General features: G+C 63.6%; 19 protein-coding genes. 5 read left to right on the forward strand and 14 right to left on the reverse strand.

The genetic code is table 11. The features are described 5' to 3' along the window. Nucleotides 1-11: 11 nt before the first annotated feature. Nucleotides 12-1,466 carry an ArnT family glycosyltransferase gene (locus tag AB6N07_RS04790; protein WP_370676673.1) on the reverse strand — a complete coding sequence of 485 codons (1,455 nt, stop codon included), beginning with the start codon at nt 1,464-1,466 and terminating at the stop codon, nt 12-14. A 172-nt stretch (nt 1,467-1,638) separates the two neighbouring features. On the opposite strand from AB6N07_RS04790, the gene AB6N07_RS04795 reads away from it, so the two are divergent. Next, nucleotides 1,639-2,859 carry an argininosuccinate synthase gene (locus tag AB6N07_RS04795; protein WP_370676674.1) on the forward strand — a complete coding sequence of 407 codons (1,221 nt, stop codon included), beginning with the start codon at nt 1,639-1,641 and terminating at the stop codon, nt 2,857-2,859. Between the two features lie 298 nt (nt 2,860-3,157). Next, entirely contained in the window at nt 3,158-3,655 is a 498-nt protein-coding gene (locus AB6N07_RS04800; protein WP_370676675.1) for a biosynthetic peptidoglycan transglycosylase, read from the forward strand. Here AB6N07_RS04800 and AB6N07_RS04805 read toward each other — a convergent pair. Both AB6N07_RS04805 and AB6N07_RS04810 read right to left on the reverse strand, forming a co-directional pair. Then, nucleotides 3,581-4,219, reverse strand: coding sequence for a hypothetical protein (locus AB6N07_RS04805; protein ID WP_370676676.1), 639 nt, complete (start codon nt 4,217-4,219; stop codon nt 3,581-3,583). The two genes, AB6N07_RS04800 and AB6N07_RS04805, sit on opposite strands and share 75 nt — an antisense overlap. 158 nt (nt 4,220-4,377) lie before the next feature. Then, on the reverse strand, nt 4,378-6,372 hold the full coding sequence (locus AB6N07_RS04810; protein ID WP_370676677.1) for a methyl-accepting chemotaxis protein: 1,995 nt from the start codon (nt 6,370-6,372) through the stop codon (nt 4,378-4,380). 289 nt (nt 6,373-6,661) lie between these two features. On the opposite strand from AB6N07_RS04810, the gene AB6N07_RS04815 reads away from it, so the two are divergent. Beyond that, nucleotides 6,662-7,303 carry a LysE family translocator gene (locus AB6N07_RS04815; RefSeq protein ID WP_370676678.1) on the forward strand — a complete coding sequence of 214 codons (642 nt, stop codon included), beginning with the start codon at nt 6,662-6,664 and terminating at the stop codon, nt 7,301-7,303. A 10-nt stretch (nt 7,304-7,313) separates the two neighbouring features. Here AB6N07_RS04815 and AB6N07_RS04820 read toward each other — a convergent pair whose 3' ends face one another. After that, nucleotides 7,314-8,498, reverse strand: a complete 1,185-nt coding sequence (locus tag AB6N07_RS04820; RefSeq protein ID WP_370676679.1) for a multidrug effflux MFS transporter — start codon at nt 8,496-8,498, stop codon at nt 7,314-7,316. A gap of 208 nt (nt 8,499-8,706) precedes the next feature. On the opposite strand from AB6N07_RS04820, the gene typA reads away from it, so the two are divergent. Next, nucleotides 8,707-10,533: a translational GTPase TypA gene (gene typA, locus AB6N07_RS04825; RefSeq protein WP_370676680.1), complete on the forward strand. Its 1,827-nt coding sequence runs from the start codon at nt 8,707-8,709 to the stop codon at nt 10,531-10,533. 151 nt (nt 10,534-10,684) lie between these two features. Here typA and AB6N07_RS04830 read toward each other — a convergent pair whose 3' ends face one another. The 6 genes from AB6N07_RS04830 to AB6N07_RS04855 all read right to left on the reverse strand — a co-directional run bounded on the left by AB6N07_RS04830 (nt 10,685) and on the right by AB6N07_RS04855 (nt 19,414). Continuing rightward, the gene (locus AB6N07_RS04830) at nt 10,685-11,899 is read right to left on the reverse strand and encodes a DUF4167 domain-containing protein (RefSeq protein WP_370676681.1); all 1,215 of its coding nucleotides are present in this window, start codon (nt 11,897-11,899) and stop codon (nt 10,685-10,687) included. A 430-nt stretch (nt 11,900-12,329) separates the two neighbouring features. Further along, complete coding sequence (prmC, locus tag AB6N07_RS04835) at nt 12,330-13,223, reverse strand: peptide chain release factor N(5)-glutamine methyltransferase (protein WP_370676682.1); 894 nt, start codon at nt 13,221-13,223, stop codon at nt 12,330-12,332. Then, on the reverse strand, nt 13,220-14,293 hold the full coding sequence (gene prfA, locus AB6N07_RS04840; protein WP_370676683.1) for a peptide chain release factor 1: 1,074 nt from the start codon (nt 14,291-14,293) through the stop codon (nt 13,220-13,222). Before prfA ends, prmC begins: the two co-directional genes overlap by 4 nt. 19 nt (nt 14,294-14,312) lie before the next feature. Further along, a complete protein-coding gene (ptsP, locus tag AB6N07_RS04845; RefSeq protein ID WP_370676684.1) occupies nt 14,313-16,580 on the reverse strand; it encodes a phosphoenolpyruvate--protein phosphotransferase in 2,268 nt (755 codons plus the stop codon). A 283-nt stretch (nt 16,581-16,863) separates the two neighbouring features. Then, complete coding sequence (locus tag AB6N07_RS04850; RefSeq protein WP_370676685.1) at nt 16,864-18,117, reverse strand: aspartate kinase; 1,254 nt, start codon at nt 18,115-18,117, stop codon at nt 16,864-16,866. A 364-nt stretch (nt 18,118-18,481) separates the two neighbouring features. Continuing rightward, entirely contained in the window at nt 18,482-19,414 is a 933-nt protein-coding gene (locus tag AB6N07_RS04855; RefSeq protein ID WP_370676686.1) for an alpha/beta hydrolase, read from the reverse strand. 177 nt (nt 19,415-19,591) lie between these two features. On the opposite strand from AB6N07_RS04855, the gene ubiG reads away from it, so the two are divergent. Beyond that, entirely contained in the window at nt 19,592-20,341 is a 750-nt protein-coding gene (gene ubiG / locus AB6N07_RS04860; protein WP_370676687.1) for a bifunctional 2-polyprenyl-6-hydroxyphenol methylase/3-demethylubiquinol 3-O-methyltransferase UbiG, read from the forward strand. Nucleotides 20,342-20,343: 2 nt separating this feature from the next. Here ubiG and AB6N07_RS04865 read toward each other — a convergent pair whose 3' ends face one another. The 4 genes from AB6N07_RS04865 to AB6N07_RS04880 all read right to left on the reverse strand — a co-directional run bounded on the left by AB6N07_RS04865 (nt 20,344) and on the right by AB6N07_RS04880 (nt 22,828). Continuing rightward, nucleotides 20,344-20,805 (reverse strand): DUF1178 family protein, encoded by a 462-nt coding sequence (locus AB6N07_RS04865; protein WP_370676688.1) that lies wholly within the window; start codon nt 20,803-20,805, stop codon nt 20,344-20,346. A 67-nt stretch (nt 20,806-20,872) separates the two neighbouring features. Continuing rightward, nucleotides 20,873-21,697: a carbon-nitrogen hydrolase family protein gene (locus AB6N07_RS04870; RefSeq protein WP_370676689.1), complete on the reverse strand. Its 825-nt coding sequence runs from the start codon at nt 21,695-21,697 to the stop codon at nt 20,873-20,875. Nucleotides 21,698-21,706: 9 nt separating this feature from the next. After that, nucleotides 21,707-21,961, reverse strand: a complete 255-nt coding sequence (gene grxC / locus AB6N07_RS04875; RefSeq protein ID WP_370676690.1) for a glutaredoxin 3 — start codon at nt 21,959-21,961, stop codon at nt 21,707-21,709. Between the two features lie 48 nt (nt 21,962-22,009). Beyond that, nucleotides 22,010-22,828 (reverse strand): ComF family protein, encoded by an 819-nt coding sequence (locus AB6N07_RS04880; protein ID WP_370676691.1) that lies wholly within the window; start codon nt 22,826-22,828, stop codon nt 22,010-22,012. Between the last annotated feature and the right edge of the window lie 25 nt (nt 22,829-22,853).

Raw genomic sequence — 22,853 nt, forward strand, 5'->3', positions numbered from 1 at the left:
GGCGCCCGCTGTCAACGGTCGATTCGGTAGATCGGCATGCGGCCGCCTTCTGCCTTGTAGATTCGGGTGTCGAGGGCACCGAGCTGCTCGATCCGCTCCGGCGCGATGCCGAGCGTTGCCGGATCGACCTCGGTAACCAGCAGTGCCGGGCCATGGGCGGCGGGCTGGTAGGGGATGGTCATTTCGAACTGATCGGCTGGCGCCGCGCCGGGCGTGAGATAGGGGCGCACGTCAAGACCGCTGTCGCGCAGTTCGTAGAGGGTTTCCGACGTCATCGGACGCCCGACGGTGACGACGGTATGAACACCGGCCGCCCTCGCGGCCGCGGCGAGTTTGTCGCCGTAGTCGGACCAATGCAGCAGGCGATGGAGCTGTCTCGGTCTTTCCGGCAGGGGCACATGGCCGACGAGGCTTGCGCCAACCGCTAGGGCGACGGCCGCCACGATGTTGATCGCCGCCGACAGCTTCAGGAAGCCGTACCAGCGTCCTTTGCAGAGCAAGGCGGAGGCAAAGATGATCAGCGCCGGAAAGGCCGTCGCCGCCCAGTTGCCATGCAGCTTGGCGAAGGCGGCATTGACGCCGATGACGATCAGGATGGGCAGGCTCAGCCACATCAGCAGCCGGTCGGCCGTTGGCTTCGTCGACCGCCAACCGAGGATCGCGGCGAGGACGACGACAATGAACAGGATCGGCCCGGGAATGACGGACTGCCCGACGAGATATTCGACGATCTTGCCGACCTTGAAGCCGATCTTCTCCCAGCCGGCATTGTCGCCGGTGTGGTGGAAGGTGACGAAGCCGTTCTGGGCGTTCCAGATCAGGTTGGGCAGGAAGCCGGCGAGACCGCCGAGAAGCGCCACCCAGGTGGAACCGCTACGCAGCAGCGGCCGCTTGTCGGCCGTCGCCAGGACATAAGCGAGAAGCGAAGCCGGCAGATAGATCATCGCGTATTTGGCGTTGAGACCGATGGCGACGGTTGCGGCAAGATAGGCTGCGCGGGAGAGGGATGGCTTTTCGAGGAACAGCACTGTCGCATGCAGGCCGACGCACCAGAAGAACAGGAGCGGCCCATCGGTGTTGAGGATCAGCGAGGACAGGCTGACGGCCGGCATCGCCGCGTAGGCGAGCGCGCTCCAGAAGGCGATGCGGGCATCGTAGAGACGACGGGCGGCGAGGAAAACGAACCAGGCGGCTGCCGCATGCAGAATGGGCGCGGGCGCCCGCACGCAAGCAACGCCGTCGCCGCAGATTTCCGTGGTGCCTCGGATCAGCCAGGCGATCAGCCCTGGCTTGGTGAAATAGCCGAAGGCGAGATGGCGCGACCAGGCCCAATACTGCGCCTCGTCATAGGTCAGTTCGAAGCCGCTCAACAGGAGGGCGGCGAGGCGAAGGAGAAGGAAGGCGGCGATGACCAGAAGGGTCAGCCTCATCCAGGCTCGGTCTGAAATCGGGTGGAGATCGGTCATGCTTGGCTCGGCTGGCGGGGATGGCCGGGTTTATCAGCTGCGATCATGGTCGGCAAATGGCGAATCTCCAGCCTTGCACGGCCGGCATAGTCGGTTAAATTGCCGGCGATCTTTTCGAGCCGCCGGCGAGCCTCCCGCCGACCGCCGCGGCACTCATCCCCACGGAGTTTCCATGAAAAAGGGCGAAGTCAAGAAAGTCGTGCTGGCCTATTCCGGCGGCCTCGACACGTCGATCATCCTCAAGTGGCTGCAGACCGAGCTCGACGCCGAGGTGGTGACCTTCACCGCCGACCTCGGTCAGGGCGATGGCGATCTCGAGCCGGCCCGCAAGAAGGCCGAGATGATGGGCATCAAGGAGATCTTCATCGAGGACGTGCGCGAAGAATTCGTCCGCGACTTCGTCTTCCCGATGTTCCGCGCCAATGCCGTCTACGAGGGCGTCTACCTGCTCGGCACCTCGATCGCTCGGCCGCTGATCTCCAAGCACCTGATCGACATCGCCAAGAAGACCGGCGCCGACGCCATTGCCCACGGTGCCACCGGCAAGGGCAACGACCAGGTCCGCTTCGAGCTCTCCGCCTACGCGCTCAACCCGGACATCAAGATCATCGCCCCCTGGCGCGACTGGTCCTTCAAGAGCCGCACCGATCTGCTCGACTTTGCCGAAAAGCACCAGATTCCGATCGCCAAGGACAAGAAGGGCGATGCGCCTTTCTCGGTCGATGCCAACCTCCTGCACTCATCTTCCGAGGGCAAGGTGCTTGAAGATCCGTCGCAGCCGGCGCCGGAATATGTCCACATGCGTACCATCTCGCCGGAAGAGGCGCCCGACAAGGCGACCCTCATCACCGTCGGTTTCGAGAAGGGCGACGCCGTCTCCATCAACGGCAAGCGCATGAGCCCGGCCGAACTGTTGGCGGCGCTCAACGCCTACGGCCATGACAACGGCATCGGCCGCCTCGACCTCGTCGAGAACCGCTTCGTCGGCATGAAGTCGCGCGGCGTCTACGAGACCCCCGGTGGTACCATCTTGCTCACCGCCCATCGGGCGATCGAGAGCATCACGCTCGACCGCGGCGCCGCCCATCTCAAGGACGAGCTGATGCCGCGCTATGCCGAGCTCATCTACTACGGCTTCTGGTTTGCCCCGGAGCGCTACATGCTTCAGGCGCTGATCGACAAGAGCCAGGAGAGCGTCGAGGGCGAAGTGACGCTGAAGCTCTACAAGGGCAACGTCATCGTCACCGGTCGTTCGTCGCCGAAGACGCTCTACTCGTCGACGCTGGTCACCTTCGAAGACGACCAGGGCGCCTACGACCAGAAGGACGCCGCCGGCTTCATCAAGCTCAACGCGCTGCGCCTGCGCACCCTCGCCAAGCGCGATCGCGGCTGAGCCGGCCTTTGCACCATTCAAAAATCGCCCAGCGGGGTAACTCCCGCTGGGTTCATAAGGAATCACCCAAGTCGGGCCGTATGTACCCAGCTATTTAGGTTACATTGATCGATGCCGCTGGTTTCTGTATTTTATACGGAGTTCGAGGCTCCAGACGATAATGGCTACAAGAACTAGCCCATTTCGAGCACCTTTCCCTAGGCGATTATTGATTCGCATCCATAGGGATCTTTTGAAGATAGATAGCTATATCATTTCTGAGGCTGAATACTCGTCCGATTTGGACCTGGTGGAGGTAATGGTTCTTATCTCTGAGGACAGGCGGTTCTTTCGTCATAACGGTATTGACTGGCTATCAATACTCCGTGTTGTCTCCGGAATTATTAATTTAAGGTTTTATGGCGGAGCTAGTACAGTAGACATGCAATTTGTTCGAACGGCGACGGAGTTTTATGAGAAATCGTTACGCAGAAAAGTATATGAAATGCTTTTGGCGAGAATTATCCAATATAGATACTCGAAGGCGCAAATTCTCAGGAGCTACCTGTCGTGCGCTTTCTTGGGTTCTGGAATTTACGGGGTTAGCCGAGCTTCATTAGTCATCTTTGGCAAAATGCCGTTTGAACTCGATCTTACTGAGGCGGCGCAGCTTGCGTCAATGCTTGTCTATCCCCGTCCTCTAGTTCCGGATAACCGATGGAAGCTTAAATTAGATCGCCGCTCAAAATATCTCGTCTCTCTTTACCCTTCGCTCAAAGAGCGATTTGAAAAGCTTCCAAGTTGGGATGCGGTCTAGGGTATCTTCACTCAATTTTTCTTCTTTATATATATTATCTTTCTTCTCTAAGATCGACTTGATAAGTTTCTTTTGCAAATTACCTAGCAAGCCTTGCAGCTCGTTCATGCTGTTTAGAGAATCTTTAATTTCTTTATTCTGGTTGTTAGATAAATTATTTTTTATATATTCTATCTTCCAACCGATTCTGACAAATATATTTTGTATATTTTCAAGTTTTATCGCCTCTTCCCAAGATACATACATTGTCAATTTGGCGTATAGAAATACGATATTTGAGTTCCATTCGTCCAATATCTCATCATATTCTATGGATCTTTTTTCTATGAGATCTTTTTTCCCAGACCTTAAGGCGAAAACAAGTCTAAGCATTTTATGTTGGCGTTTCCCAGCCAGATCCGCGAATCTATCTACCAGATCTCTAAGAATTTTTACCTCATTCTCTCTGTCGAGGACTCTCTGCTGGCGAATCCAGCTTTCCCTCTGCCATGTATACGCAATTCGAGTTGCGATTATTCCAGATAGGATAAATGTAAGTAGAGAAGTTATTAGGGCAGTTAACATGATTTGTGCTTCCGAATATGCGATCCCTATCGGATGGCCAGTTTTCTATCTTAGAAGCATAAAGCTGGTTACATTCCTGCAAAATAATCTTCTTTTCGCATAAAAGAAAGTCGCCGCTTTTTGAAGGCGGCGACTGTATGTGATTTGTAGTATTTACGTTACGCCGCGCGCAGGCTGTCGACGAACTTGCCCACTTCGCTCTGAAGGTCGGCGGACTGGTGTTCGAGTTCGCTCGAGAGCGACATCAGGTGGGTCGAGGCGCGGCCGGTATGCTCGGCCGCTTCGCCGACGCCGGCGATGGAGCCGGTCACCGTCTGCGTGCCCTCGGCGGCGCGCTGGGTGTTCTGGGCGATCTCGCCGGTGGCGGCGCCCTGTTCCTCGACCGCGCCGGCGATCGATGCCGTCACTTCACGGATCATCGAGATGGTGGAGGTAATGCGGCCGATGGCGGTGACCGTCTCGTTGGTCGCCTCCTGGATTTCGCCAATTTTCGAGCCGATCTCGTCGGTGGCCTTGGCCGTCTGGGCCGCGAGCTGCTTGACCTCGCTGGCGACGACGGCGAAGCCCTTGCCTGCATCCCCAGCCCGCGCCGCTTCGATGGTGGCATTGAGCGCGAGAAGGTTGGTCTGCTCGGCGATTGCACGGATGAGGTTGACCACGTCGCCGATGCGGACGGCGGCGTCGGTCAGCGCGCGCACTTTGGTCTCGGTGCGGGATGCCTCGGCGGCAGCTTCGTCGGCGATGCCGGCCGACTTGGATACCTGGACGTTGATCTCGCGGATCGAGGCCGTGAGTTCTTCGGTGCCGGCCGCGACCGTCTGCACGTTGGACGCCGCGGCTTCGGCGGCGCCGGTCACCGCTTGCGCCCGGCCGGATGTCGCATCGGCGGTTTCCGATAGCTCGCGAGCAGCTTCGGCCACCTCGGCCGATGAGCGGGCGAAGCGATCGGCCAAAGCGCCCATGGTCGACTGGAAGGCATCGGCGAGGGACTGCCGCTCCTGGAGCTGCCGCTCGGCGGCGAGGCGGTCGTTCTCGCCTTGCTCGGCCCGGAGGTGTTCTGTCTCGGACAGTCCCTTGGCGAAGACGTCGAGTGTCCGTGCCATGTCGCCAACCTCGTTGCGATGGTCGGCGTAGGGAATGCTGACGTCGCGGTCGCCGGCGGCAACCGCCTTCATCGCAGCGGTAATGCGGCCGATCGGCTTGACGATGCCGCGCGCCAGCAGCAGGCCGAACACCAGCGTCATCGCCATGATGACGCCGAAGACGATCATCAGCTGATCCCGGGCGTCGCGGCGGGCACGAATTTCCGAGGTGGAGGCGGCGGTGTCGACGCTGCGGATCATTGAGACAAGATTGTCGAGCTGCGGCTCCAGCGCTTTATAGCCGTTGGAAAGCTGCTCATAGATGCTGAGGAATTTCTGCTGCAACGCCACCCACTGACCAACATTGGTCGAGTAGCCGTCCATCGCCTTGCTGAGCGCCGCCTTGGCATCCGCCGGCAGGGTGCTGCGGGCGAGGGCGCGGGTGAAGTCCATGGACGCCTTGCCGAAAGCCGTGAAAGCCTGCGGATCGCTCTTCAGCATGAAGTCCTTTTCAAAGGTTCGCATGGTAGCGAAAAGCGCCGACAGATCGGGTGCCGGGTTGGCGGCCAGGAGGTCGGTCACTGCCTGACTGGATTTCAGGAGCGCACCGTTGACGCCTTGCTGCGGATAGAGGCCGAGCTGCTTTTTGATGTCCAGGATGGCCTTGAAGGAGGTGCCATACTCCTCGAGCCCGGCTTTGATCTGGGCGACGTTTCCCGCCTTCGCCGGGTCGGTTGCCTTGATGCGGGTCTCGAGCTGCTGGATATTCGAGACGGTCATGCGCGTCAGATCACCGTGCAGGCCGGAATAGCGCTCGTTGCCAGTGAACAGGAACTCGATCTCGGCGCGGCGGAGCTGTAGCGCGGTGGTCTGCAGCGTACCGGCGAGATCGGCGTTGATACGGGCGCTGGCGGCGCGCTGGCGGTAACTGTTGGCGTTGATGTCCTGCGTCATGTAAAGCCCGCCGACCATGGCTAGGGCCAATAGCGAAAACAACCCAAAGGCGAGCACTTTGGTGGCAATTCGGAACCGCGAGCCGAACGCGAATCCCTTGAGCTTGAACTTCGGCATATGGCGAAACTCCCCGATTGATCGGTCCGGCGCAAAGCCCAAGCCTAGCGCGCCGTCTCCTCCCGATCAGATTCCATCCCAGGTAGCATCGCCGCCGCCGATTAATTGCGCGTAAAGTGCATCGCCAAAAATAGCGCGAACCTGAAGAAACTGCGGATGACAACAATGCTGACAGCGTTGCCGGATAGTGGCGCTCGTGGCTTGTGCCTAGCTTATCGGCAGGGCGGCGATTGCGCGGGGCGGCGATTTGCGGGAAGCTCGATAATCTCCTGCCAGAAGGCCAGTTTTCATGCCGCTTTCGCTTCTTCTATCGGCTTTCGTCGCCGCGTTCCTCTACGTCGTCATTCCCGGTCCTGCCTTCATTGCGCTGCTCGGTATCGGCGCCGGGCAGGGGCGAGGTGCCGGGGCTCGCTTCATCGCCGGCCATCTTGCCGGTGACACGCTGTGGACGAGCCTGGCGCTCGTTGCTCTGGTGGGCGCGCACGTGGTGGGGCCGATGGTGTTCGATCTGCTTGGCTGCATCTGCGGCGCCTATCTCGCCTTCATCGGCTGGCGCGCCTTCCGGGCGCGCCCGCGCCAAGAAGGTCAGGCCGTGATGGCGGTGGAGCGGCCGTTTCGACGTGGCCTGATCTTCGGCCTTACCAACCCCAAGGGTTATCCGGTGGCGCTCGCCACTTTCACGGCGCTGGTCGGCGGCGTCGCCGACACGCTGTCCTTCTCAAACCTGCCGGCTTTGCTCGCGGCATCCTTCGTCGGCTTCCTCGCCGCCGACGTGGTGATGATATCCGTCATCGGCGCCGGCGCGGTGCGCCGCTTCTACCGGGCGCACGAGCTTGCCATTGTCAGGGGCTCGGGGCTGCTGTTCATGGGATTTGCCGCGCAAGCCTTCTGGCACTCGGCTCCGGGGCTGCTTGGCTACCGACGCACCTGAGGGGCCACGCTCAGTCGCGTTCCCGTTCTGCAAAGCCAAGCGACAGAGCGGCCAGGGTGACGATCGGGATCACCGTGGCGAAGGCAAGCGGCGGCGAGCCGATCAGCGCCACCGCTCCGGAATCGATGAAGCCACTGCCCATTTGCGCAAAGCCAAGCAGGGCGGCGGCGGCGCCGGCCTTTTCCGGGAAGGCGGCCATGGCGCGGGTGGTCAGGTCGGGCGTCAGCATGGCCAGCGCGAAGGCAAATACCGCGACGGGTAGCATCACCGAGAGGTAGGAGGGCGGCCAGAGGGCGATCGACGCCATCATGGCCAGTGCGCCCACCATGGAGAGCGTAAGCCCGGGCAGCACCAGATTGCGGGCGGGAACGTGCTTGAGCAGGGCCTTGGTGACGATGCCGCCGAGAATATAGGCGCCGGTTTGCCCCAGCATGCCGAAGCCGAAGGCCTGCGGGCTGAGGCCTGCGATGTCGATCAACAGGAATGGCAGCATCGAGCTCAGCGAATAGAAGCCGCCGAGCACGAGGCCTAGCATCAGGGCTGGAAACAGGAAGCGACCATCGCGGCCGAGATCGGCGTAGGCGCGCACAAGGCCAGCCGGCCTGGCGCGGGCCGGATCGGGTGCGTGGTTGGTTTCCGGCAGGAAGCGATAGACGACGACCAGCAGCGTGCCGCCATAGACCACCATCAGCACGAAGATTGCCCGCCAGCTGAAAGCCAGCATGGCGAGGCTGCCGAGCGTCGGCGCCATCGCTGGGCCGATGGCGAGGAAGATGCCGATGGTGTTCATCACCCGCGCCGACTGCTCGCCGGTGAAGTTGTCACGGACGATGGCGCGGGCGACCGAGATACCGACCGCCGCGCCAATGCCTTGCACGAGGCGGGCGATCATCAGCGCATGGATGGAGGGTGCCAGCATGGCGCCGACCGAGCCGATCGCATAGAGCGTGAGGAAGGCGAGCGCGGCGGGGCGACGGCCATAGGCATCCGACAATGGGCCGCAAATCAGCTGTGCCAAGGCAAAACCGGCGAAATAGGCGGCCAGCGTTGCCTTTACCGCCGGGTAGGTCGTGGCAAAATCGGCGACCAGCTCCGGCATGGCCGGCGTGTAGAGAGCGAGCGACATCGGCCCGAGAGCAATGAGGAGAGAACCGATCGCGGCGACATGGCGCTCGGTCATCGGAGCATGCTGCATGGGGAGTCCCGGACAGGAGAGCTGGAATTGGCTTTTTTAGCAGAGACGGCTCAGCTCTGTTAAGTGTCGCAGCCTGTTGCATGGCTGATCTTCGCACGAATAATCAGGTTTTTCTTGCTCCTGTCACAATCATTTGTATAGTGCGCGCCAGAATGACGGTCCGGAGGCTCGCTTCGGGCCGTCTGTCTTTTCCAAACCGAGTACGCCCATGCAAATGCGCAACATCGCCATCATCGCGCACGTCGACCATGGCAAGACGACCCTGGTCGATGAGCTTCTGAAACAGTCCGGCACCTATCGCGAGAACCAGAAGGTGGCGGAGCGCGTGATGGATTCCAACGACCTCGAGAAGGAGCGTGGCATCACCATCCTTGCCAAGGCTACCTCCGTGGTCTGGAAGGATGTGCGGATCAACATCGTCGACACCCCAGGCCACGCCGACTTCGGTGGGGAAGTGGAACGCATCCTCAATATGGTGGATGGTGCCATCGTTCTGGTCGACGCAGCCGAAGGGCCGATGCCGCAGACCAAGTTCGTGGTCGGCAAGGCGCTGAAGGTCGGCCTGAAGCCGATCGTTGCCATCAACAAGGTCGACCGACACGACGCCCGCATCCACGAAGTGGTGGACGAAGTGTTCGACCTGTTCGCCAATCTCGACGCCACCGATGAGCAGCTCGACTTCCCGATCCTTTACGGCTCGGGCCGCAACGGCTGGTTCTCGACCACGCCGGAAGGCGGCGAGGGCGACGGCATGGCGCCGCTGTTCGATCTGGTTCTGCGCCACGTCGAGCCGCCGCATGTCGAGAAGGACGCGTCCTTCCGCATGATCGGCACGCTGCTCGAGGCCAATCCCTTCCTCGGCCGCGTCGTGACCGGTCGCATCACCTCGGGTTCGGTAAAAACCAACCAGACCATCAAGGTGCTCGACCAGGACGGCAACATTGTCGATCAGGGCCGTGTCTCCAAGCTCCTCGCCTTCCGTGGCCTCGAGCGCACGGCGATCGACGTCGGCGAAGCCGGCGACATCGTGGCGATCGCTGGCCTCAGCAAGGGCACGGTGGCCGAGACCTTCTGCGCCCTCGACGTCACCGAGCCGCTGCATGCGCAGCCGATCGACCCGCCGACCGTCACCATGACCTTCGTCGTCAACAACTCGCCGCTGGCCGGCACCGAGGGCGACAAGGTGACGAGCCGCATGATCCGCGATCGCCTCATCCGTGAGGCGGAGGGCAACGTTGCCCTGAAGGTCGAGGAAAGCTCAGAGAAGGATTCGATGTTCGTCTCCGGTCGCGGCGAATTGCAGCTTGCCGTGCTGATCGAGACCATGCGCCGTGAAGGTTTCGAGGTCGCCGTGTCGCGGCCGCGCGTCGTTTTCCGCAAGGACGAGGCCACCGGCGAGACGCTGGAGCCGATCGAAGAGGTGGTGATCGACGTCGACGAGGAATATTCCTCGGTGGTCGTTCAGAAGATGAGCGAGCGCAAGGCCGACATGGTGGAGATGCGCCCGTCCGGCGGCAATCGCCTGCGCCTGGTGTTCTTCGCGCCGACCCGTGGCCTGATCGGCTACCAGTCGGAGCTGTTGACCGACACGCGCGGTACAGCGGTGATGAACCGGCTGTTCCACGCCTATCAGCCGCACAAGGGCGACCTGCCCGGCCGGCGCAACGGCGTGCTGATCTCCAACGACATCGGCGAGGCCGTCGCTTTCGCGCTCTGGAACCTCGAAGATCGCGGCCCGATGATGATCGAGCCGGGTTGGAAGGTCTATCAGGGCATGATCGTTGGCGAGCATACCCGCGAAAATGACCTTGAGGTCAACGTCCTCAAAGGCAAGAAGCTCACCAACGTTCGCTCGGTCAGCAAGGACGAGGCGGTGCGCCTCACTCCGCCGATCCGCATGACGCTGGAGAAGGCCCTCGCCTGGATCCAGGACGATGAACTGGTCGAGGTAACGCCGAAGTCCATTCGCCTGCGCAAGATTTTGCTCGATCCGATCGAGCGCAAGCGCCTGCGGTCCAAGGACGCGGCAGCCTGAGCTAGCTCCTGCGAACCAAGATAGGCAAAGGGCGGCGCCGTGGCGTCGCCCTTTTTCATATCCGGTCCACGCCCGCGGGAGGCGGAAATGACAAGGGCCACGTCGTTGCCGACGCGGCCCTTTGCTTATTCTATGGGGTTTTGCGAAAGGCTTAGCTCTCGCCGCCCTCGGGTTCCGTCGTGGTTTTAGTTCGGCGGGTCCGCGGACGGGTCGTCGGCACAATCGGCGTGCCGATGGTGGTGGCACGGCGGCGCGGGACGCGCTTGCGCGGGGCCTCTTCCTCGGCTCCGGTCTCGGTTGGCGCGGCAGCCACCGGGGCGGGCGAAGTTTCGCGAACAGGCTCGGCAGCCGGAGCAGGGCGCTCGGCCACCGTCGCGGGAGCTGGCTCTGAAGCGCGCGGCTGGCGCTCGAGCAGGAAGGCCGGCAGGCCGGCTTCGGCGGCAACCGTCACTGGACGCTCACGCTCGACAGGACGTTCGCGCTCGGCTGAGCGCTCGCGCTCAACGCGGACGACCGGCTGCGGCACGTCGGGGAAGCTGACGTCGGGCTGCGGCGCATCGGACAGCGTTGGCGCTACGGCCGGCTGCGGCTGACGCTCGCCGCCACGGTTGTCCTGGTTGTTTTGACCTTGGCGGTCGTTGCGATTGTCGCGGCCGAAGCGGTCGAAGCGCGGGCGGCGATCGCGACGATATTCGTTGTTGCGGTCTTGCTGCTGACGATCACCGCCGGCGGTATCCGCGCTACGGTTGTTGTCGACATTGCGGTTGCGGTCACCGTTAGCGGCCGTATCGCCGTTGCGGTTGTCGCCACCGTTGCGATTGTAGTCGCGCTGCTGGCCGTTGTTGTCGCCATTGCGATTGTAGTCGCGCTGCTGGCCGTTGTTGTCGCCATTGCGATTGTAATCGCGTTGCTGACCACTGTTGTCGCGGTTCTGGTAGTTGCCGTTGCCGATGTCGCGCGGTTCGCGCTGCTCATTCGGCTGCCGGGTGTTGTTGTCCAACTGGCCAGGCTGACGGATCTCGATCTGGCGTGGCTCGAAACGGTCGGAGCCGATCGGCTCGAAATCGTCGTCGTCGGTTTCATCCTCGCGGCCCGCGGCGGCGGCGGCCTGAGCAGCCTGCGCGGCGGCGATGATGCGGTAGTAATGCTCGGCGTGCTGGAGATAATTCTCCGCCATCACCCGGTCACCGGCCGACGACGCATCGCGGGCGAGCTGCGTGTATTTCTCGGCGATATGAAGGGCGGTGCCTCTGATCTTGATGTCCGGGCCGTTGGAATCGAACGACCGGGTCAGCGGATTGGGAGCCTTGCGGTTGTTGTTGGGCCGGCCGCGCATCCGCTGCTTGTTCTGCTGGTTCTGCCTCATATGTCCGCTATCTCTTGCCTTCGCGGGTCAAAAAAGCACGGGGCGCGAGGCCGCGGGTCTCGTTGACTTTCAGCTCTCCTGATGAGGAGGCCGGTGAAGTCGCGGCGCCTGGTGCAAACATATTATCCATCGAGAACGGCCATCCGCTCGGGCCTGGCCCATGACGGTGTCGCCTCAGCATCCTCTACGTTTGATCGTATCGAGAACGGGTCTGAGCGGGATCCTGGCCCACGCCTTGGCTCTGTCGGCAACCGGCCGCCGTGAGCGAACTCCGATTGCTCACCCGCCAGGGCAAGAGGTCATGCCTCCCGAATACGGCTTTTCGACGGTGACGTCAAATACAGCCGATTCTCTACGAACGGACCCTAGCTGCTTCGCTGCAACTTTCCAAGCTGAATTTTAGGTTCAAGGCCAATAAAGCGAGGGAATTTCAGTCGATTTGCGCTCGAAAGAGGCCCGAGACCACCCGGTCGCGGCCGCCGAGGTCGCGGTGGACTTCAATTTCCGACAGCCCGGCCGCTCCAAACAGATTGCCGACCGCCTCGCCCTGGTCCCAGCCGATTTCGACGGCGAGGAGGCCGCCCGGAGAAAGGTGTTGGCCTACGTCATTCAGGATGGTTCGGTAGGCGTCGAGCCCGTCGGGACCGCCGTCGAGAGCAAGCCGCGGATCGTGCAGGCGCACTTCGCGATCGAGGTCGGCGATGACATCGCTGGCGATATAGGGCGGGTTGGAGACGATGAGGTTGAAGCTGCCGGTGGCGGCGGCGAAAAAATCGCCCAGCGCGAAATCGAGCCGGTCGTCGACGCCATGGCGGGTGGCGTTGCCCTTGGCAACCTCCAACGCGCCGGGCGAAAGGTCGATGGCCAGCCCCCGGGAATGCGTCAGTTTTACGAGCAGCGCAACGGCGATGGCGCCGGTACCCGTACCAAGATCGAGAAGGCGAAGGCCGTCGCCGTTGGGTGAAACGCCCGGTATGCGACCGGAGCGAACGGTACCGAGCGCCACTTCCACCAGCGTCTCGGTGTCAGGGCGCGGCTCCAGAGTGTCCGGGCCAAGCGCAAAGTCGAGGCCGTAGAAAGAGGCGGATCCCAGGATTCGACCAACCGGCTCGCCGGCGGCGCGGCGGTCGATCCAGCTGTCGAGGCGGGCGGCGGCGTCGGGCGCCGCCGGACGGTCCGTCGCGGCGAGGAAATCGAGCCGGCTGGCGCCGGTCGCCGCCTCGACAAGCAGACGGGCATCGATGGCCGCCGTGTCGACGCCCGCCTCGGCAAGACGCCGACGGGCGGTCGCGAGGAGGGTGCCGAGGGTGGGTGCGCCGCTCATGCTTCGGCTTCGGCGAGCAGCCTGGCCTGATGATCAGTGATCAGGGCATCGACCACATCGTCGAGATCGCCTTCCATCACCTGTGGCAGCTTGTAGAGCGTGAGGTTGATGCGGTGATCGGTGACGCGCCCCTGCGGAAAATTGTAGGTGCGGATGCGTTCCGAGCGATCGCCGGAGCCCACTTGGCCGCGCCGGTCGGCGGCGCGGGCGCTGTCGACCTTTTCACGCTCCATCTCGTAAAGGCGAGAGCGCAGCAGCTTCATCGCCTTGGCGCGGTTCTTATGCTGCGACCGCTCCTCCTGGCAGGCGACGGCAAGCCCGGTGGGTATGTGGGTGATGCGAATGGCGCTGTCGGTGGTGTTGACGTGCTGACCGCCGGCACCGGACGAGCGGAAGGTATCGACGCGAAGGTCGGTCTCGTTGATGGCGATATCCACGTCCTCGGCTTCCGGCAGCACCGCCACGGTGGCCGCCGACGTGTGGATGCGGCCCGAGCTCTCCGTCACCGGTACCCGCTGCACCCGGTGGACGCCGGACTCGAATTTCAGCCGGGCATAGACGCCGGCACCGTCGATCGAGGCGATGATTTCCTTGTAGCCGCCAAGTTCGGCCTCCGACACGCTCATCACCTCGACGCGCCAACCGCGCGCTTCGGCGTAGCGCTGGTACATGCGGAACAGATCGCCGGCAAACAGGGCGGCTTCGTCGCCACCGGTACCGGCCCGCACTTCCAGGATGGCGCTTTTGTCGTCGGCGCGGTCGCGCGGCAACAGCGCGATGCGCACGTCCTGCCGCAGCGTCTCGACCTTTTCGAGCAACTCCGGCCGTTCGGCTTCGGCGAGCGCCCGCATCTCCGCATCGGTTGAGGGATCGGCAAGCATCGCCTCGACGTCACCGAATTCACGGTCGACGTCCCGCAAGGCGCGGATGCGGACGACCAGCGGTTCGAGTTCGGCATAGTCGCGCGACAGGCGGACGAAGGTCTCGGCGTCCGGATTGCCGGCAAGCCGCGCCTCGAGAATGGCGAAACGGTCGAGGAGAGCCTCGAGACGGGCGTCAAAAGGGGTCATGCGTTGGTTGGGAACCAGATCAGTTGAGCGGGATGTCGCGAGATTCTGCGAAGTCCTGCAAGAGCTTGCGGATCGGCGGACCGTCGGGCCGGTTAAGGGCCGGGGCGAGCAGTGCCTCGAGTTCGCCGAGGTTGACCGAGCGGATCATATCCTTGACCGGGCCGACCGAGGTGGCCGCCATGGACATTGAGCGGAAGCCGATGGCCATCAACGCCATGGCGGTGAGCGGCGTGCCACCCAGCTCACCGCACAGCGTTGCCGGCTTGCCATATTCGGCCGACTTGCGGGCGATGGTGCGCAGCGCGCGCAGGAACGACGGGGCGAGCGGGTCGAAGCGCTGCGCCACCTTGGCGTTGCCACGGTCGACGGCGAGCATGAACTGGAACAGATCATTGGTGCCGACCGAGACGAAGTCGACCACCGACAGCAGTTCATCGAGCTCGAACAGCAGCGCCGGCACCTCGATCATGGCACCGAGCTTCAGCGACGAGGGTAGGGCGTGGCCGTGCTTTTCGAGGAAGCGCTGCTCGCCCTTCACCAGTTCCTTGGCTTTGTTGAACTCTTCGACCGTCGAGATCATCGGGAACATGACGCGCAGCTCGCGCCCGCCAGCCGCCTTCAGCAAGGCGCGCACCTGCGTTCTCAGGATGACGGTGCGGTCGAGGCCGATGCGAATGGCGCGCCAGCCCATGGCCGGGTTCTCTTCCTGCACCGAGCGGGTGAGATAGGGCAGCACCTTGTCGCCGCCGATATCCAACGTGCGGAAGGTGACGGGCCGGCCGGTGGCGCCGTCGAGAATCTTGGAATAGAGCTCCGCCTGCTGACTCAGCTTGGGGAAGGTGGGCGCGATCATGAACTGCAGTTCGGTGCGGAACAGGCCGATGCCATCGGCACCCGATTCGTCGAAATGCGGCAGGTCGAACAGCAGGCCGGCGTTGGTATTGAGGGCGATGCGTACGCCATCCAGCGTCACAGGTGCCTTGAAGCGCAGCTGGCGATAGCGTTCCTGCCGGCGCGCGCGGAAGCGCACCTTGGTGACATAGGCTTGCTCGACATCGGCCGGCGGCCGGAGGTGCACATAGCCGCTCTCGCCGTCGATGATGATGCTGTCGCCGTTCTCGGCCAACGACACGACGTTGGCGAGCTGGCCCACGGCCGGGATCGACAGGGCACGGGCGACGATGGCCACGTGGCTGGTCGAGGTGCCTTCCTCGAGGACGAGGCCGCGCAGCTTGGACCGGTCATAGTCGAGGAGTTCGGCGGCCCCCATCGAACGGGCGACGACGATGGCGTTTTCGGGCAGTTCGGTGTTCTTGTCCTTGCCCATCAGCTCGCGCAGCAGGCGATAGGTCAGGTCGTCGAAATCGTGCAGGCGCTCCAGCAGATAAGGGTCGGTCTGCCGTTGCATGCGGGCGCGGGTGTCGGACTGCACGCGCTCCACCGCCGCCTCGGCCGACAGGCCGGAGCGGACGATCGCCTCTTCCATGCGCCGCGTCCAACCGCGGTCGTAGGCGAACATGCGGTAGGCTTCCAGCACGTCGCGATGCTCGCCGTGGTGGGCGACCTCACCGCTGTCGATCATGTCATCGATGGAAAGGCGCAGGTTGCCGATGGCGGCGGTGAGCCGCTTCACTTCCTGCTCGGGATCCTCGGCGATGAAGTTGGTAACGACGACACGCGGCTCGTGCAGCACGACATGGCCGAGGCCCACGCCATCGGACAACACGATGCCAGGCACGTGCATCGGGCGATTGAGGTCGAGAACCGTCTGCTGGGCGGCGGCCAGGCCAAGCACCTCGCCGGAGGCGATGATCTCGGCGATGATCATGCCGGTGGTCTGAAGCGCCTCCTCCTCCTCTTCGGAGTAGGTCTTGCGGACGCGGTTCTGCACCACCAGTACGCCGAGCGTACGGCCCGAGCGCAGGATCGGCACGCCGAGGAAGGAATGGTAGGCTTCCTCGTCGGTGCCGGGAATGTAGGAGAAAGCCGGGTGTTCCTGGGCGTCGGCGAGGTTGAGCACCGCCGCCTCGGCGGCGATCAGGCCGACGAGGCCCTGGCCGACACGGAGCGAAGCTTTGTGGACGGCTTCCCGGTTGAGGCCTTCGGTAGCGAACAGTTCGAGCACGCCGTCGGCGCGCAGGACATAGAGCGAGCAGACCTCAGCGACCATGTTGGCCGCGATGGTAACGACGATCTTGTCCAATCGCTCCTGGGCGCTAATCGGCTCCGCCATCACCTCGCGGAGGCGGCGGAGCAGAACGCGCGGTCCGGAAAGGCCTCCCCGCATCGTCGGCTTCCTGCTCTCTCCCGCGGGCCGGAACGGCGCCAGGCCGGCCGACGGGCTCATCCACTCCATATTGCCAGCCCTAGCGCTTTTTGCGGCCGGCTTGAAGCCATCAATATGGCAGCCTTTCCTTCACGGACAGCTGCCGAGAAACGAACGGGCTCCAGCACGTTGATACGGCCTCGCCGTTCGAGCGGCGAGGCCCTTTTCTCAGAGCCCCTTACAAATCGGCGTGAGCGCCGACGTGGCGAACCGGCTCCGGAACCCCCGGCACCGGTATGGCATATCAGACCTTGTCGAGGCCGTAGGCCGAATGCAGGGTGCGGACGGCGAGTTCGGTATAGGCCTCGTCGATCAGCACGGAGATCTTGATTTCGGACGTGGTGATCGCCCGGATGTTGATGCCCTTGGCCGACAGAGCCTTGAAGGCCTGGGCGGCGACGCCAGCGTGGCTACGCATGCCGACACCGATCACCGACACCTTGCACATGCCGGTCGTGCCTTCGAAGGTCTTGTAACCGATCTCGACCTTCTTGTCGTTGAGCACGGCGGTGGCGCGCTCGTAGTCCGTGGCTGGCAGCGTGAACGTGATGTCGGTCTCGGCGCCATCGGCCGAGATGTTCTGGACGATCATGTCGACGTTGACGTTGGCCTCGGCGAGCGGCCCGAACACGGCGGCGGCGACGCCCGGCTGGTCCGGCACGCGGCGAATGGAGATCTGCGCCTCATCCTTGGAGTAGGCGATACCGGTGACGACTTCCTGTTCCACGATCTCGTCCTCATCGCAAATAAGCGTTCCGAACGGGTCGCCGTTCGGCATGGTCTTGGGGTTGTTGGGATCCTCAAAGGACGATCGCACGAATGTGCGGACCTTGTGGACCATGGCGAGCTCGACGGAGCGCACCTGCAGCACCTTGGAGCCGAGGGAGGCCATCTCCAGCATCTCCTCGAAGGAGACCTTGTCGAGACGGCGGGCCTTGGGCACGACGCGCGGGTCGGTGGTGTAGACGCCGTCGACGTCGGTGTAGATGTCGCAGCGATCGGCCTTTACCGCCGCAGCCACGGCGACGGCCGAGGTATCTGACCCACCACGACCGAGCGTCGAGACGCGGCCATCGGGGCCGACGCCTTGGAAGCCGGCGATGACGGCGACGCGGCCGGCATCCATCTGCTCGATGACGCGGCTGCCGTCGATCGACTGAATGCGGGCAGCACCATGGGCTCCATCGGTGACGATGGGCAACTGCCAGCCCTGCCAGGACCGGGCGTCGATGCCCATCGCCTGCAGCGTGATGGCAAGGAGACCGCTCGTTACCTGCTCGCCCGAGGCGACGATGGCGTCATATTCGCGGGCGTCGTGCAACGTGGCCGCGCCGCGGCAGAGCGCGACCAGCTCGTTGGTTTTGCCGGCCATGGCCGACACGACGACGGCGACCTGATGGCCGTCGTTGACCTCACGCTTCACGTGGGCCGCGACATTACGGATCCTATCGAGATCGGCGACCGAAGTGCCGCCGAATTTCATCACCAATCGAGCCATTTTCCGACGTCGTTTCCTAAGGGGCGGGAACCCCGTTGCGAGAGGTGAAAAGGCGGGCCACCGTACGGCACCCGCAGGGCCGCGCCCTCAATACAGGAAGGTGCGGCGGCGGGCAATCACCGGCAGACGATGCCCTACGGTGATTGCTTGGCTTTTTTCTGGCCTCAGTCGCCGGCGAGCCTCCGGCTCTTGGCTTTCGCGCTCCGCGCGGGCGCCGCTTGGCGTGGCTCTTTCCAGCCTCAGTCGCCGGCAGGCCTCCGGCCTTTGGCTTTCGCGCTCCGCGCGGGCGCCGCTTGGCGCCGGAAGCCGCTGGCGCGGCTTCGGGTGCCTTTGCTTGGTAACGCGCGGAATGCTTGGCGCTTGCCTAAAGTTGGAAGATCGATCTGGACCAGGCCACGATGTGCTCGAAGAAGGGCGTGACGGCCCGCAGGCGGCCATAGTCGCCGGCGCAACCGTGGTGCAAACCGTCGTAGCGGCGGAAGTCGAGCGTGACGCCGGCGGCGGCGAGGCGGCCGGCATAGGCCTCGCCCTCGTCGCGCAGCACGTCGCAGCCGGCCGTCAGCAGCAAGGCCGGTGGCAGTCCGGCGAGGTTTTCGGCCCGTAGCGGCGAGGCATGTGGATGGGTGCGCTCAGCCGGATCGGGCACGTAGTGGTCCCAGAACCAGGCCATGTCATCGGCGGTGAGGCCGAAGCCGTCGGCGAACTCGGCATAGGACGGATGGCCGGCGGCGATGTCGTCGGTGACCGGATAGATCAGCATCTGGCCGGCGAGCGTCGGTCCGCCCTCGTCGCGGATGCGCAGGGCCGTGACGGCGGCAAGATTGCCGCCGGCGCTATCACCGCCGACAACCAGCTTGGCCGGGTCTATGCCGAGCTTGGTCGCTTGGCTGGCAACCCAGCGGACGGCGGCGAGACAGTCGTTACTCGCCACTGGGAAGCGATGCTCGGGCGCCATGCGGTAGTCAACCGAGACGACGATGGCCCCGACACTGGCGGCGAGATTGCGGCAGACGTTGTCGTGGGTGTCCAGCGAACACAGCACCCAGCCGCCGCCATGGATGTAGATGATGCCGGGCAGGGCATCGCCGTCGCCGAACGGCCGGTAGACGCGCGCCGCGATGGTGCCGCCGTCAACGGGAATGGCGATTGTCTCCACCGTCTTTACCGGCGCACCGCCGACGCGTGGCTCGGACTCGGCGCGGGCGCGAGCGGCTTCAGCGGACAGCTCTTTGAGCGGTGGTTCGCCGCGCGCGGCGGCGGCCGCCAGATCAGCGGCGATTTCGGGATGAAGCGGCATGGGGATACTCCAGCATATTTTTCACTAGTGAAGCGCTTCAGAGCGGCGGCGGAAAGGTCTCCTTTTCGCTTATGACCAGAATTCGAACATTGGACCGAGGGTTGACTTGGCAGCCGACCGGCTCGAAAAGTCGAGACCCGCCCCGATCCTGGCGGCGACAATGGTTCGGAGAAACCCATGACCGAGATGAAGCGTGACAGCGTCGATCAGGCCGAAGTCGACCGCTTCTCGGCAATGGCCAGGGAGTGGTGGGACCCGAACGGCAAGTTCAAGCCGTTGCACCGGTTCAGTCCGGTTCGGCTCAGCTACCTCAAGCGCGAGGTGTCCAGGCATTTCGGCCTCGATGAGCGCGCCGCCGACGCCTTTTCCGGGCTTTCCTTCCTCGACATCGGTTGTGGCGGTGGCCTTGTTTCAGAGCCGATGGCCAGACTCGGTGCCGCGGTGACAGGCATCGATCCGTCCCCCGTCAACATCGAGGTGGCGCGGCTGCACGCCGCCGAGACCGGCGTGGCCATCGATTATCGGGCGACGACGGCTGAGGAGGTTCTCTCGGGCGGTGAACGCTTCGACGTGGTGCTTGCGCTCGAGGTGGTAGAGCACGTGGCCGACGTACCAGCTTTCCTTACGACGGTGGCCGACCTTGTGAAGCCCGGTGGCCTCGTCGTCGCCGCTACGCTCAATCGGACGCTGAAGGCGCTCGGTCTGGCGGTGGTGGGCGCTGAATACGTGTTGCGTTGGTTGCCGGTTGGCACCCACGACTGGAAGAAGTTCGTCAAGCCTGAGGAACTGGAAGCTCCACTTCAGGATTCGGGCCTGACGTTGCTTGACCGGCGCGGCGTCGTATTCGATCCCCTCCGTTTCGCCTGGAAGGAAAGCAACGACACCGACGTGAATTACATGGTGCTGGCAGCGCGCCCTAAAGGCTGAGGTTAGTTTCGCTCGCCGGGCAGGACGGGCAGCGGCAAAATGTCGATGCCTTCTTCCACCAAGGCGCGCGCGTCCTCTTCGGTGGCTTCGCCGTGTACGGCGCGGATCGGCGCCTCACCGAAGTGGATGCGCCGTGCTTCCTCGGCAAAACGCTTGCCGACGTTCTCGGAACCATCGAGCAGCGCGGCCTTGATTTCCTTGAGTTTTTCAAGGAATTCTCGGGCTTCTGGCGGGACGGCGACGAGCTGCTTCTCCTGCGCGCCCCCTTCGACCGCGACCGGGACGGCGGCCCTGGTTTCCGACGTCGCAACGTTCGGCCTCATCAGCGCTTTGGCCACCGACGTCGACGCGCATTCGGGACAGGCGCAAAGGCCAGCCGACGACTGGGTGTCGAAATCGTCCGAGGAGCGGAACCACCCCTCGAATTCATGGCCGTTGGAACAGACGAGCGAATAGCGGATCATGACTTTCAACATGGCGCGCCGGCACTGTTATCGCAAGTCCAGCGCTGCTTTTTAGCTGAGCCGGCAATCAAAGCGTGAAGCGACGCTCATTTTCCAGCGAGGGGATGCGGGCCCGGGTGAGCTCGACCTCATCGAGGTCGATGTCGGCGACGACGATACCGGGATTGGCGTGGTCGGCCTCGGCGATCACCTTACCCCAGGGGCCGATGATCAGCGAATGGCCATAGGTTTCGCGGCCGTCTTCATGGGTGCCGCCCTGGGCGGCCGATACCATGAAGCAGCCGTTCTCGATGGCGCGGGCGCGCTGCAACACGTGCCAGTGCGCCTCGCCGGTCTGGCGGGTGAAGGCGGCCGGCGCGCCCATGATTTCGACTTCGGCATGGCCGTAGGCGCGGAACAGCTGCGGAAAGCGAAGATCATAGCAGATGGCGAGGCCGATCTTCGTTCCGGCAGCTGTTACGACGATGGCGCTTTCGCCTGGTGTGTAGGCGGCGCTTTCTCGCCAAGTCTCCCCCATGGGCAGATCGACGTCGAACATGTGGATCTTGTCGTAGCGGGCAAGGAGATCGCCAGTGGGACCAAAAATGTAGGCGCGGTTGGCGATCTTGTCGTCGTCGCGGCGGATGGCCAGCGAGCCGAAGTGCAAGGTGATGCCGAGTTCGCGAGCGAGCTGGGCGCCACGGGCAACGAAGGCGTCCCTGGCCTCGACCTCGAGACGGCCCAGCATGTCGGGCCGGTCGCGCTCGATGATGTTGGTCATCTCCGGCGTTTGGATGTACGTGGCGCCAGCGCCGGCGGCGTCGCGGATCAGCGCCTCGACCTCGGGCAGGTTCTTCAGGGGATCGCGGCCGGAGCGGAGCTGAACGGCGGCGACGCAGAGCGGACGCGTCATAATCTCTCCTTAGCCGGCAAGAAGGGCGTCGAGCCGCCCTTCGGCGTCGAGTGCGTAAAGGTCATCGCAACCACCGACGTGAGCATCGCCGAGAAAGATCTGCGGGAAGGTTGCGCGACCGGAGCGCTGCATCATTTCCGCCTTGAGGGCGGGGTCGCCGCCGGCGTGGATCTCGGTAAAGGCAGCGCCCTTCTTGGTCAGGAGCGCCTTGGCCCTGACACAGTAGCCGCAGCCCTCGCGGGTGTAGATGGTGACCGGAACCATGGCGGACCTCCTGAGATAAGCCTTACTGAGACGATTCTATAGCCCGCTTCAGCTCGGCGCCACAACCCGTGCCAGCGTCAGCACGTCGACGGCAGGGGCACCGGCGGCGAGCAGCGCACGCGTGGCGGCCTCAAGCGTGGCGCCAGTGGTCAGCACATCGTCGATGAGAATGGGCCGGCGGCCGGCGAGATCCGCCTTCTTGCTTTCGGGGACGATAAAGGCGCCGCGCATGTTGCGCGCGCGCTCGTCCCGGCCGAGCCCGACCTGTTGTGGCGTGCGTCGGGTCCGAAGGAGGAGACGGGCCGCGACCGGCAGACCGGTCAAGCGGCCCACTTGATGCGCAAGCAGGGCGGCCTGGTTGAAGCGGCGGCTGGCGAGCCGTCCCCAGTGCAGCGGCACCGGTATCAGCATGTCGGCATCAGGAACCAGCTCATGGGCGGCGCGTGCCATCCAGGCGCCAAGCATCGGCGCGAGATCGGTGCGATCGGCGTATTTGAGCGCGTGGACAAGGTCTGGGACCGGGCCTTCGTAGGAGACCGCCGAACGGGCGCGGGCAAAAGCCGGCGGATCGGCCACGGCGGCGGCCGAAAGTATGCCGGGGCCAAGATCGATGGGGAGCGGCGTGCCAAGTCGCTCGCACCAGGGACGTTCGAGGAAACGCAGGGACTGCCAGCACGCGGTGCAAAGGCCGCCGGTGCTGCCGAGGCGGGCGCGGCACACCGGACAGGCGGGCGGCAGCACGAGGTCAGTCATCTCGCCGCAGATGGCACGGACAAAGCGGCCCACGACGGCGACGCTAAAGCCCGGCATCCAACGGCGCGGTGCGTCGGCGGCAAGTGGCAGCCAGGGTTCGGAATCTATGGTCATGATGCGTTCGGCGGGTTCCGCGATA

Source organism: Pleomorphomonas sp. PLEO (genome assembly GCF_041320595.1).
Lineage (GTDB): Bacteria > Pseudomonadota > Alphaproteobacteria > Rhizobiales > Pleomorphomonadaceae > Pleomorphomonas.